We start from the raw sequence: 10,937 nt of genomic DNA, 5'->3' as shown, positions 1-10,937 counted from the left end.
GCCCCGTGGTCACCCGCTGCGCGGTGCTGGGCAGCCCGATCGCCCACTCGCTGTCGCCGGTCCTGCACCGGGCGGCGTACGTCGAGCTCGGGCTGGACTGGTCCTACGACGCGGTCGAGGTCGACGAGGCCAGGCTGGCGGCGTTCGTCGAGGGGCTCGACCCGACCTGGCGTGGGCTGTCGCTGACCATGCCGCTCAAGCGCACCGTGCTGCCGCTGCTCGACGAGGTCAGCGAGCAGGCGGCCCTGGCGCAGGCGGCGAACACGGTCGTCCTCGACGCGGGTCGCCGGGTGGGGCACAACACCGACATCCCGGGGATCGTCGAGGCGTTCCTCGAGGTGCGGCCCACCGAGCTGACGACGGTGACCGTGCTCGGTGGGGGTGCGACAGCCGCCTCGGCCGCGCTGGCCGCGGCGACCCTCGGCTTCCCGTACCTGGTGCTCGCGGTCCGCAACCCCTTGCGGGTCGCGCAGACGCTCGCGGCGGTGGCCCGGCACCCGACTCCGCCCGAGGTCAGGGTGGTCCGGCTGGAGGACCTGACCGACGAGCCGTGTGACCTGCTGGTCAGCACCATCCCGGCGACGGCCCAGGACCGCCGGGTGCGCGCGTGCGCGGAGCAGGCGGGTGTCGTCTTCGAGGCGCTCTACGACCCGTGGCCGACCCCGGTCGCGCGTGCCGCGACCGGCGCCGGGCGTCCGCTGGTGAGCGGGCTCGACCTGCTGGTGCACCAGGCGGTGCTCCAGGTCGAGCTCATGACCGGCCTCCCCGGCCCGCTCGCGACGATGCGCGCTGCCGGTCAGGCCGCCCTCGACGCCCGGTCGACGACGTGACCGGCGGCTTCTCCCCAGCCCGACGCGCCGCACGCCGTACGCCGTCCGGCTCTTCTAGGCTCCGCAGGTGACCTGGGCCGACTGGGCGTTCGACACCGCCGCCGTGACCGGGGTCGTGGGCGCCCTCGGGGGGCTGCTGGTCCCCGAGGTCATCGGGCGGCTGCCCGAGCCGCCGGAGCCCGCGGCCGACAAGCAGCCCTACGCCGACATCGCCCGCAGCCCCGGCCTCCGGTGGCGCAGCGCGCTGGTCAGCGGGGTCGCCTCCGCCGGCACGGGCGCGGCGGTCGGCTGGTCGTGGTCGCTGACGTTCCTGGTCTACCTCGGGGTGGTCGGCACCGCCCTGGCCGTCATCGACTGGCGCACCCGGCTGCTGCCCACCAAGCTGGTCGCGCCGTCGTACCTCGTGGTGGGCGCGCTGGTGCTGCTGGCCGCCGGCCTCGAGCGCTCCGACGACGACCTGCTGCGCAGCCTGCTCGGCTGGCTGGCCGCCGGAGGGGTGTTCTGGCTGCTGTGGCGGATCTACCCCAAGGGCATGGGGTACGGCGACGTGCGGCTGGCCGGGGTGCTCGGGCTCGCGCTGGGCTACCTGGGCTGGGGCGAGCTGCTCGTGGGGGTGTACTCCGGGTTCGTGCTCGGCGCCGTCGTCGGCACGCTGCTGAGCCTGCTGCGCCTGGTCGACCGCAAGGCCTACCCGTTCGGGCCGTTCATGCTGGTCGGTGCCTGGCTCGGGGTGCTGGCGGGCCCGTGGGTGTCCCGCGTCTACCTCGGGGGCTGAGACCTGTGGGTGGCCTGGACCGGGGCGTGAAACACTGACGCCCATGCTGCGTTGGCTCACTGCGGGCGAGTCCCACGGACCCGCTCTGGTCGCGATCCTGGAGGGACTGCCGGCTCACGTCGAGGTCACCTCCACCGACATCTCCGACGCGTTGGCGCGACGCCGGCTCGGCTACGGCCGGGGGGCGCGGATGAAGTTCGAGCGCGACGAGATCGAGGTCGTCGGCGGCCTGCGCCACGGCCGGACCCAGGGCGGCCCCTTCGCGGTGCGCATCGGCAACAGCGAGTGGCCGAAGTGGGAGAAGGTCATGGCGGCCGACCCGCTCGACGAGGCCGACGCCGCCGAGCTGGCCGGGTCGGCCCGCAACGCGCCGCTGACCCGCCCCCGCCCCGGTCACGCCGACCTGGTCGGCATGCAGAAGTACGACTTCGACGAGGCCCGTCCCGTCCTCGAGCGCGCGTCGGCCCGTGAGACCGCGGCGCGGGTCGCCCTCGGCGCGGTGGCCGCGAAGTTCCTCGAGCAGGCCACCGGCGCCCAGGTGGTGTCCCACGTGGTGAAGATCGGCACCGCGGAGGCGCCCTACGGCTCGGTGCCCCAGTTCTCCGACGTCGCGGCCCTCGACGAGGACCCGGTGCGCTGCCTGGACGCCGACGCCAGCAAGGCGATGGTGGCCGAGATCGACCAGGCCCACAAGGACGGCGACACCCTCGGTGGCGTCGTCGAGGTGTGCGTCCACGGCCTGCCGCCCGGCCTGGGGTCCCACGTCCACTGGGACCGCCGGCTCGACGCGCGGCTGGCCGGCGCCCTCATGGGCATCCAGGCCATCAAGGGCGTCGAGGTCGGCGACGGCTTCGCCCTCGCCGCCGACCCCGGCTCGCTGGCCCACGACGAGATCGTGCAGACCGAGGACGGCATCCGTCGTACGTCCGGGCGCTCGGGCGGCACCGAGGGCGGCATGACCACCGGCGAGACGCTGCGGGTGCGGGCCGCCATGAAGCCGATCGCCACCGTGCCGCGTGCGTTGCGCACCGTCGACGTCGCGACCGGCGAGGCGACGGTGGCGCACCACCAGCGCTCCGACGTCTGCGCGGTCCCCGCCGCCGGCATCGTCGCCGAGGCCATGGTCGCGCTCGTGCTGGCCGAGGCGGTGCTGGAGAAGTTCGGCGGCGACTCGGTGGGGGAGACCCGCCGCAACGTGACCGGCTTCCTCGAGTCCGTGAGGTACGCGTGAGCCAGGCACCGGGCCCGCTCGTGGTCCTGGTCGGGGCCATGGGGGCGGGCAAGACCACCGTCGGGCGCCGGCTGGCGCTGCGCTGGCGCGTGGGCTTCCGCGACACCGACCTCGACGTGCAGGACGCCGAGCGGCGCACGGTCTCCGACATCTTCGTCGACGAGGGCGAGGCCTACTTCCGCGAGCGAGAGCACGACGCGCTGCGCGTGGCGCTCGAGACCCACGCCGGCGTGCTGGCGATCGGCGGCGGGGCGGTCATCGACCCCCGCAACCGTGCGCTGCTGCGTGACCACCTCGTGGTGTTCCTGCAGGTCGGGCTGGCCGACGCCGCCGCACGCGTGGGGCTGGGCCAGGGGCGCCCGATGCTGCTGGGCAACGTGCGCTCGCGCATGAAGAGCCTGCTCGACGAGCGGCTGCCGCTCTACCTCGAGGTCGCCGACGTCCACGTCGCCACCGACGGCCTCGCCGTCGACGAGGTCGTCGAGGAGGTCGACCGGGCGGTGATGGCGCACATGCGCGCCCACGCCGGGGACGAGGAGCCCGGACGGTGAGCGACTCCGCCACGTTGGCGGTCGGCGGGCCGGGCAGCCAGGCCGGGCCGTACGACGTCGTGGTCGGTCACGACCTGCGCCACCACCTCGACGGGCTGGTCGCGGGCGTGCGTCGCGTGGCCGTCATCCACCCGCGCACGCTGGCCGACCGGGCCGAGGGCCTGCGCGCCCACCTGGCCGGGCTTGGCCTCGACGCCCACGCCATCGAGGTGCCCGACGGCGAGGAGGCCAAGGACGCCCGGGTGCTGGCCTTCTGCTGGCAGGTGCTGGGCTCCAGCGGGTTCACCCGCTCCGACCTCGTCGTCACCTTCGGCGGCGGCTCGACGACCGACCTGGGCGGCTTCGTGGCGGCGTCGTGGCTGCGCGGCGTCCGGGTCGTGCACGTGCCGACGACGCTGCTGGCGATGGTCGACGCAGCGGTCGGCGGCAAGACCGGCATCAACACCGCCGAGGGCAAGAACCTGGTCGGCGCATTCCACGAGCCGGCCGGCGTGCTGTGCGACCTCGACCTGCTGGAGACGCTGCCGCGCGCGGAGCTGGTCAGCGGGCTGGCCGAGGTCGTCAAGTGCGGCTTCATCGCCGACCCCGTGATCCTCGACGTCGTCGAGCGCGCCCCCGAGGCGTCGGTGACGCCGGGCTCGCGCGAGCTGCGCGAGCTGGTCGAGCGCGCGATCCAGGTCAAGATCGACGTCGTGTCCGGCGACCTGCGCGAGAGCGCGCGCGCCGCCGGCGGCCACCCGGGGCGGGAGGCGTTGAACTACGGCCACACGCTGGCGCACGCGATCGAGCGGGCCGAGCACTACCGGATGCGGCACGGTGACGCGGTGTCCCTGGGCATGGTGTTCGTGGCCGAGCTCGCGCACCTGAGCGAGCGGCTCGACGACGCCACCGCCGAGCGCCACCGGAGCGTGCTGGAGCTGGTCGGGCTGCCGACGACGTACGGCGGCGCCTCGTTCGAGGACCTGCTGGCCACCATGCGCATCGACAAGAAGACGCGCGGCGACCTGCTGCGCTTCGTCGTGCTCGAGGGCCTGGGGCGGCCCGTGGTCCTCGAGGGGCCGACCGAGCCGGTGCTGCGCGAGGCCTTCGGGGCGGTCTCGGAGCGGCGCTCGCGCTTCCCGTTCTTCCGGGACTAGGAGTCGGCGCGTCGCGCCGAGCCGCGCAGGCGGATCGGCTCGGCGACCTGCTGGATGCGCACGGTGGCGAGCTCGATCATGAGGCGTGCCGCCGGGCTGAGGACGGCGCCGGCGCGGTGGACGATGGCGAGGGTGTCGTACTGCCGCGGGCGCAGCGAGACCATGCCTGCCTCGGGGGCGAGCCGGGGGATCAGCTGGATCGCGGCGCCGCGGTTCATCACGGTGTCGGCCAGACCCATGCCGACCAGCTCGATCGCGGTCTCGACGTCCTCGACCTCGATGCGGGTCTGCGGGTTGCGGCCGGTCTCGTGCAGCATCTGGCGCAGCACGATGCGCGTGGAGTCCTCCGCGCGCCAGGTGGTCTCCGGCATGACGAGCTCGGCCTGGCTGAGACGCTGCGGGGTGATCGGGTGGGTGAGGCGGTCGGGGTGGACGCTGACGTAGACGAGCTCGTCGCGCGCCACCGGCATCACGGTCATGCCCTCGCTGGTGACGCTCGAGACCGCGATCATGGCCGCCTCGATGCGTCCGCGGCGCAGCTGCTCGAAGACGTCGCTGGAGTTCTGCCCGATCAGCTCGACGCGCACCCCGGGGTGGCGCGCCAGCACGTCGGCCACGAGTCCGGCGCCGGCGTACAGGCGGGCGGTGCCGAACATCCCGAAGCGGATGGTGCCGGTCTCCAGCGAGCGCGCCTGCTGCACGGCCTGGCGGGCGTCGTCGACGGAGGCGAGCACGCGCTCGGCGTGCGGCCGGAGCGTGTCGGCGACCGTGGTGGGCACGACGCCGCGTCCGACGCGGCGGAACAGCTGGACGCCGAGCGTCTGCTCGAGCGATCGCACCTGCTCGGACACCGAGGGCTGGGCGTAGCCGAGCTCCTCGGCCGCCGCGGTGAGCGAGCCGTGCTCGTAGGTGGCGAGGAAGCAGGTGAGCTGGTGGAGTGAGAGCACGGTCACATTCTTCCATAGGTCGAGCCTGTGGCTTCTCTAGGAAACCGAGGCTACCCCTGTGGCTGACGGCCCTTCACACTGGAGTGGTACCCGATCCGTCTTCCGAGGGAGGTTCCCCGTGTTCGCCCGTCACTGCTCCGCCTGCGACCGCCGCCAGCTGATCTTCTCCACCCAGATCACCGGCCTCGTCAACACCGAGCACGGCATCGAGGTGCACTACACCTGCTGGTGCGGTGAGCCCCAGATGCTGCTCACCGGCAAGAAGGCCGCGGCTCTCCGCGAGCGCCTGGACACGGTCGCCGTCGCGGCCTGACCGATCCGCCGCTCGAGCCGTTCGAGACTCCGCGAGCGCCGACCCTGGTGGGTCGGCGCTCGGCGTGCGTCCGGAGGTCAGACGATGTCGTGGACGATCTCGGTGAGCTGCGCGAGGTTGCGGCACTCGGCCATGGCGACCACCTCGGCGTACTCCGGCGCGGCTGAGTCGCCCGTGCCCCACTGCCGGGTGTGCTCGGGGTTGAGCCACCAGGCGTGACGCGCGGCCGCGGTCATCTGGCGCAGGTGGTGCAGCCCGGGGTCGGTGTAGTTGGAGCGCCCGTCGCCGAGGACCAGCAGGCCGCTCTTCGGGGTGAGCGCGTCGGCGTGGCGCTCCTGGAAGAGCCCGAACGCGCGTCCGTAGTCGGTGCGCCCCCACATCGACGCGTGGCGCGCGCTGTCGGCGAGCCGGGTGAGCACCTCCTCCGGGTCGGCGCCGGGGGTGAACTCGCCGGTGACCTCGTGCAGGTCGTCGACGAAGGTGAAGGCGCGCACCTTGGTGAACTGCTCGCGCAGCGCGTAGACGAGCAGGAGGGTGAACGACGCGAAGTTCGCCACCGAGCCGCTGACGTCGCAGAGCACGACGAGCTCCGAGCGGTGCGGGCGCTTGGGCCGGTGGTGCGTGGTGATCGGCACGCCGCCGGTGGCGAGCGAGGCGCGCACGGTACGGCGTACGTCGAGGGGGCCGCGACGGCGAGCGTGCTGCTCCTTGGCCAGGCGCGTGGCGAGCCGACGGGCCAACGGGCCGATCTGGCGCCGCATCTCGGCGATGTCGTCGCGGCGCGCCGAGGTGAAGGCGAGCTGGTCGATGGTGGGGCGCAGCGTGGTGCGCGCGACGTGCTCGGCGCCTTTGTCCTCGGCGATGCGGCGCCGGACCTCGGTCTCGACGCGGCGGCGCCAGGCGTCGACCCGGCGGGTTGCCGTCGTGGTCCGCAGGCCGGGATCCTCGCCCTGCTCCGCGGCGAGGGCCCGGGCGAGGCGCAGCACGAGCGTGTCGGGGGAGACGGCGCGCATGGTGTTGTACGACGACCACTGCGACAGTCCCTGCCCCCGGCCCGGCATCGCGCCGAACTGCTCGACGCCACGGACCGCCAGCGCCTGCAGGGCTGCGGCGTCGTCGGAAGCCATGGCCTCGACGAGGTCGCCGCGGAGCTCGGCGAGACGGGCCTCCCGCTCGGCGGCGGAGGTGGCACTGCTGGTCTGCGCATCGCCCCGGTCCTCGCTGGTCGGGTCGGTCGAGACCTCCGGGGTGAGCGAGACGCCGCTGCCGAGGAGGGCGGGGTAGTGGAGGTCGAAGAGGGCGTCGAAGCTGGGGCGGTGGTTCTCGCGCTTGAGCAGCGTCGCAGCCAGTCCGGCCCGCAGCGTCTCGCGGTCCGCGAGGCCGAGGTCGGTCATCGCGCGCACGGAGTCGAGGTCCTCGGCCAGCGACACCGGCAGGCCGGCCGTCCGCAGCGCGCGGACGAAGGCGAGGTGGCGGTCGAGGAGGGTCATGCGTGGCCTGTCGGGCGGGGGATCAGCGGACGGAGCGGGAGCAACGGGATCGGGGTCGGCGGGCGGAGCGGGAGCGGGGTCAGCGGACGGAACGGGGGCGGGGGCGCGCGGCCGAGCCGGGACGGCCGGGGCGGTTGGCGTCCCCGCGGAGCGCCGCCAGCGCCTTGTCCTGGTCGGAGGCGTGCTTGAGCACGACCCCGAGGGTGGCGTCGACGGCCTTCTCGTCGAGGTCGGAGACCTCGAGGGCGATGAGGGTGCGGGCCCAGTCGACGGACTCGGCAATGGACGGGGCCTTCTTCAGCTCCATCTCGCGCAGCCGGGCGATCATCTGCACCAGCTGGCCGGCGAGGGTGTCGTCGAGGTCCGGGACCTGGGAGAGCACGATCTCCTTCTCGCGGACGGCGTCGGGGTAGTCGAGGTGCAGGAAGAGGCAGCGGCGCTTGAGTGCCTCGGAGAGCTCGCGGGTGGCGTTGGAGGTCAGCACCACGAAGGGGCGCCGTACGGCGGTGACGGTGCCCATCTCGGGGATCGTGACCTGGAAGTCGGAGAGCACCTCGAGCAGGAGGCCCTCGACCTCGATGTCGGTCTTGTCGACCTCGTCGATGAGCAGCACGGTGGGCTGCTCGCGGCGGATCGCCGTCAGGAGGGGCCGGGGCAGGAGGAACTCGTCGGTGAAGATGTCGTCGTGGGTCTCCTCCCAGGCCTGGTCGCTCGACGTGGCCTGGATGCGAAGGAGCTGTTTCTTGTAGTTCCACTCATAAAGCGCCCGCGCCTCGTCGAGACCTTCGTAGCACTGCAGGCGGACGAGCTCCGCGCCGTTGGCGCGCGCGATCGCCTTGGCCAGCTCGGTCTTGCCGACCCCGGCCGGGCCCTCGACCAGGAGCGGCTTCTCGAGCGCTCCGGCCAGGTAGGTCGTCGTCGCGGTGGACGTGTCGGCGAGGTAGGCAGCCTCGTGGAGCTGCTCGGACGCGTCCGCAGGGGACTGGAACCAGGTCACCCGGCGCAGCCTAGTTGCCGGGGTCGCGGGTCCTCGGGTGTGGGGCACGGGGTGCCGCCGACGGCCGACTTCTGGTCACGCGCGGCGCGGGGGCGGCGTTCTGGTCACTCGCCGCTTGGGGCGATGTTCTGGGTGCCTCGGCTTCCTGCGCGGGTGGGGACAGTCATCGTGTGCGTTCGACGTCACCAGGTGGCTCGAGATGCACACGATCTCGAGGGTCGGCGTGCGCAGGCGTCGGGGAGCGCCGGCCACGGACTCGGGGCGCCTGGTCCACAGGCCGGGAGCGCCTGGCCCACGGGCTCGGGGGCACCTGGCCCGCGGGCTCGGGGGCGCGTTGTCCACAGGGACGAGCTCGGGTCTCGGCAGGCACGTGCTGCTCGGGTTATGTTCGCCGGGCGCCGTCCTGCGGCGACGCTGTGTCCACATTGCCTGTCGAGTCGACGGCTCTGGGTGCCCGGAGCCGGTCGGGGGAGTCATGCCGTCCGTACGTCCACGCCCGCTCCGCACCGCTGTCGGAGGCGCCGTCGCGCTGGTGTTCCTGGTGGCCGGGTGCAGCGACCCCGCTCCCGAGCCGGCACCGTTGGACAGCTCGCCCTCGGCCTCTACGGAGCAGACCGCCACGGCCGAGCCCGAGCCCACCAGCGACGTCGAGGGCCCGCCCGAGATGCCCGCCGCCGCGAAAGGTACGTCGCGCAAGTCCGCCGAAGCCTTCGTCCGGTACGCCGTCGACGTCCTCAACTACACCAGCGCCTCGCTCGATACGGAGCCGCTGCGAGCTCTCTCGGCTTCCGGCTGTAAATCATGTGAAGCGATCTCCGGAGCTGTGGACGAACTTCGCAGCGCGGGTGGTCGGCTCGAGGATGGTCTCTGGTCTATTCGTGACCTTGGTGTCGTAGGGCCGGTTAATCCTGAACTCACGCGTGTGCAGGTCCTTGTCGAGACCCAGCGGCAAAGAGTTATCGATAGCGCCGGTGCTGAGCCGCGCGAGACTGCGGCGGAGAGCGTTCTGTATGACTTCACCGTCACGAGCGTGAAAGTCCGTGACTGGAGACTGAACGAAATCGTCGAGCAGAGGTGAATCGTGACGCGACGATTCGCCTGCATGGTTATCGCTCTTGTGGCGGCATTCGCCACCGAGGCGATTCCAGTAACCCTGCCATCCGCGAGTGGGGCTGGATGCACCTCTGGCGGCAGCGCCGGCGGCAGCTTTTTTCGAGTGCAGGTTCAGTGCTCTCACCCGCCATCAAGCGCACCTGAGAGTATCGCTTCGCCGGAAGGTGACTCGTCATCACGCTCGCCCTACATCGATTACCGCTGGGGCATATCGTGCTTCGGGTCGTCGCCTACAAACCTAGTTACAGATGAATGCTCTTCGGCACAGACGTGTCCAACACGTGAAGCGCGTCGCTTCCGGTTATGGGGCAGAGACTCCACGGGAGCGTGGTCATCCTTGGGCAGCCAGTGCGTCGGCGGATCGACGCCACCGGAGGAGTACGTGCCGCCTGAGGTGACGCCGGGGGACGTGCTGTCTGCACTCGAGCGGACCGGGCTGCCGTACCTCACGGTGCAGACCCAGCCGGCGGGGGAGACGCTGGTCAACTTCGACACGATCTTCTACGTCGACCCTCAGCAGGTGAGCGTCGACCTGACGGTCCTGGGCCAGGCGGTGGACGTGGTGGCGACCCCGGCCGGGTACGCCTGGAGCTTCGGGGACGGGAGCGGCTTGACGACGACGTCGCCGGGGGCGCCGTACCCGTCGAAGGACATCACGCACCGCTACCCCGACGCGGACGTGACGGTCTCGCCGTCGGTGACCGTCAGCTACACCGCCCGGTTCCGCGTCGGCGGAGGAGCGTGGCAGGACATCGACGGCACCGTCAGCAGCGCGGGTCCCGGGACGCCGCTGCTGGTCAGCGAGGCGACGCCCCTGCTGACGGCCGGCGACCGCTGACCGCAGTGCCTTCGTCATACGTCTGGACAGTTCTCGCGGCAGAAACCGTCCAGACGTATGACGAGCGGCCGAGCAGCCCGGAATGGGGGCAGGGTCAGCGGCTCTCGGTCCACACGTAGTCGATCTGCCGTGCGGTCGCTTCGGCCAGCGCCCGGTCGACGTACCTCGCGACGAGGTGCAGCGTCATCGCGATGCCAGAGCTGATCCCGCCCGAGGTGACGAGTGCGCCGCTGTCGACCCAGCGCAGGTCGTCGCGGACCTGGGCGCCGGCATCGCGCAGCACACCGACGTCCTCCCAGTGGGTCGTGACCTCGAGCCCGTCGACGAGTCCCAGCCGCTGCAGGGAGAACGCGCCCGTGCAGACCGAGGTCAGCACGTCCGACCTCGGCGCCAAGACGCGGACGGCGTCGTCGGGGCTCGCGGCGTCGATGTCGATGGCCCCGGGTACGACGAGCACGTCGAGGTGCTCGACGTCCCTGGGAGCGACGCTCGGCGCGATCCGCAGACCGCCGTACACCGCCACCTTGGCCTCGCCGACCACCAGCACCTCGAAGGCCGGCTCACGTCCGTCGCGCGCGAGCAGCCGGTTGGCTGTCAGGAGCACCTCGTAGGGACCGATCAGGTCCATGGCGTCGCAGTCGTCGAAGGCGAGGAGCCCGACTCGGGTCGTGGTCATGCCGGACAGCATCGCGGCGTACGGCGTCGCGCGACAGCGC

12 protein-coding genes are annotated in these 10,937 nt (G+C 72.4%); 8 read left to right on the top strand and 4 right to left on the bottom strand.

Going from position 1 to position 10,937, the window contains the following annotated elements; genetic code table 11:
• Positions 1-5: 5 nt before the first annotated feature.
• The 5 genes from G7072_RS09975 (at position 6) to aroB (ending at position 4,523) form a co-directional block, all read left to right on the top strand.
• Positions 6-830, top strand: a complete 825-nt coding sequence (locus G7072_RS09975; RefSeq protein ID WP_206063068.1) for a shikimate dehydrogenase — start codon at positions 6-8, stop codon at positions 828-830.
• 67 nt (positions 831-897) lie between these two features.
• Positions 898-1,605 (top strand): A24 family peptidase, encoded by a 708-nt coding sequence (locus tag G7072_RS09970; protein WP_166085940.1) that lies wholly within the window; start codon positions 898-900, stop codon positions 1,603-1,605.
• A gap of 43 nt (positions 1,606-1,648) precedes the next feature.
• Positions 1,649-2,836, top strand: coding sequence for a chorismate synthase (gene aroC / locus G7072_RS09965; protein ID WP_166085938.1), 1,188 nt, complete (start codon positions 1,649-1,651; stop codon positions 2,834-2,836).
• Positions 2,833-3,387, top strand: coding sequence for a shikimate kinase (locus G7072_RS09960; RefSeq protein ID WP_240916854.1), 555 nt, complete (start codon positions 2,833-2,835; stop codon positions 3,385-3,387). Before aroC ends, G7072_RS09960 begins: the two co-directional genes overlap by 4 nt.
• Positions 3,384-4,523: a 3-dehydroquinate synthase gene (gene aroB / locus G7072_RS09955; protein ID WP_166085936.1), complete on the top strand. Its 1,140-nt coding sequence runs from the start codon at positions 3,384-3,386 to the stop codon at positions 4,521-4,523. The genes G7072_RS09960 and aroB overlap by 4 nt, the downstream gene beginning before the upstream one ends.
• Here the strand turns inward: aroB and G7072_RS09950 are convergent.
• Positions 4,520-5,470, bottom strand: a complete 951-nt coding sequence (locus tag G7072_RS09950) for a LysR family transcriptional regulator (protein WP_166085934.1) — start codon at positions 5,468-5,470, stop codon at positions 4,520-4,522. The genes aroB and G7072_RS09950 overlap by 4 nt on opposite strands.
• A gap of 118 nt (positions 5,471-5,588) precedes the next feature.
• Between G7072_RS09950 and G7072_RS09945 the strand changes: the two genes are divergently transcribed.
• On the top strand, positions 5,589-5,783 hold the full coding sequence (locus G7072_RS09945; protein WP_166085932.1) for a hypothetical protein: 195 nt from the start codon (positions 5,589-5,591) through the stop codon (positions 5,781-5,783).
• A 77-nt stretch (positions 5,784-5,860) separates the two neighbouring features.
• Here the strand turns inward: G7072_RS09945 and G7072_RS09940 are convergent, their stop codons facing one another.
• The gene (locus G7072_RS09940; RefSeq protein ID WP_166085930.1) at positions 5,861-7,273 is read right to left on the bottom strand and encodes a VWA domain-containing protein; all 1,413 of its coding nucleotides are present in this window, start codon (positions 7,271-7,273) and stop codon (positions 5,861-5,863) included.
• 79 nt (positions 7,274-7,352) lie between these two features.
• Complete coding sequence (locus tag G7072_RS09935; protein WP_206063067.1) at positions 7,353-8,270, bottom strand: MoxR family ATPase; 918 nt, start codon at positions 8,268-8,270, stop codon at positions 7,353-7,355.
• A 532-nt stretch (positions 8,271-8,802) separates the two neighbouring features.
• Here G7072_RS09935 and G7072_RS09930 point away from each other — a divergent pair.
• Both G7072_RS09930 and G7072_RS09925 read left to right on the top strand, forming a co-directional pair.
• Complete coding sequence (locus G7072_RS09930; RefSeq protein WP_166085928.1) at positions 8,803-9,348, top strand: DUF6318 family protein; 546 nt, start codon at positions 8,803-8,805, stop codon at positions 9,346-9,348.
• A 444-nt stretch (positions 9,349-9,792) separates the two neighbouring features.
• On the top strand, positions 9,793-10,221 hold the full coding sequence (locus tag G7072_RS09925) for a hypothetical protein (protein WP_166085926.1): 429 nt from the start codon (positions 9,793-9,795) through the stop codon (positions 10,219-10,221).
• A gap of 94 nt (positions 10,222-10,315) precedes the next feature.
• Here the strand turns inward: G7072_RS09925 and G7072_RS09920 are convergent, their stop codons facing one another.
• On the bottom strand, positions 10,316-10,897 hold the full coding sequence (locus G7072_RS09920) for a DJ-1/PfpI family protein (protein ID WP_166085924.1): 582 nt from the start codon (positions 10,895-10,897) through the stop codon (positions 10,316-10,318).
• Between the last annotated feature and the right edge of the window lie 40 nt (positions 10,898-10,937).

The sequence above is a fragment of the Nocardioides sp. HDW12B genome (assembly GCF_011299595.1).
GTDB lineage: Bacteria > Actinomycetota > Actinomycetes > Propionibacteriales > Nocardioidaceae > Marmoricola_A.
Note: the sequence above shows the minus strand (reverse complement) of the source record. Positions and strands in the feature narration are given on the sequence as shown.

Excerpts from the sequence above, each read along its gene's own strand:
- aroC (WP_166085938.1), top strand. The coding sequence starts at position 1,649 with ATGCTGCGTTGGCTCACTGCGGGCGAGTCCCACGGACCCGCTCTGGTC.
- G7072_RS09940 (WP_166085930.1), bottom strand. The coding sequence starts at position 7,273 with ATGACCCTCCTCGACCGCCACCTCGCCTTCGTCCGCGCGCTGCGGACG.
- G7072_RS09920 (WP_166085924.1), bottom strand. The coding sequence starts at position 10,897 with ATGACCACGACCCGAGTCGGGCTCCTCGCCTTCGACGACTGCGACGCC.